The organism is Variovorax sp. AC103, from assembly GCF_979254005.1.
This window is the reverse complement of sequence record NZ_CEEDFC010000130.1, coordinates 1-229: the sequence shown is the minus strand read 5'-3', so window position 1 is coordinate 229 and position 229 is coordinate 1. Positions and strand designations below refer to the sequence as shown.

Below are 229 nucleotides of genomic sequence, written 5' to 3'. Positions count from 1 at the left end.
GCGTGCGGTCCCTACGTGGGCCGCGGGCGCTTCAGCCCCCGGTCGGGCGGCGGCCGCTTGCCGGCGCGCAACTCGCCCCCGGCGCGGGCCACCGCGCGCGCCACGTTGCGCACTTCTTCCTGCATGTCGGTAACGGCGTCCAGCACATCGTGGCTGGTGGCGTAGGGTTCGTAGTAGCGGATGTAGCGGTCCAGCCGCGCCTGCGTGCCCGCGTCGACGAGCCCCATCC

Annotated in this window: 1 pseudogene; it reads right to left on the bottom strand. The window is 74.2% G+C overall.

The features are described 5' to 3' along the window. Positions 1-11 precede the first annotated feature (11 nt). A pseudogene (locus AC0IYU_RS35075) lies at positions 12-229 on the bottom strand (NADPH-dependent FMN reductase); the annotation flags it as partial.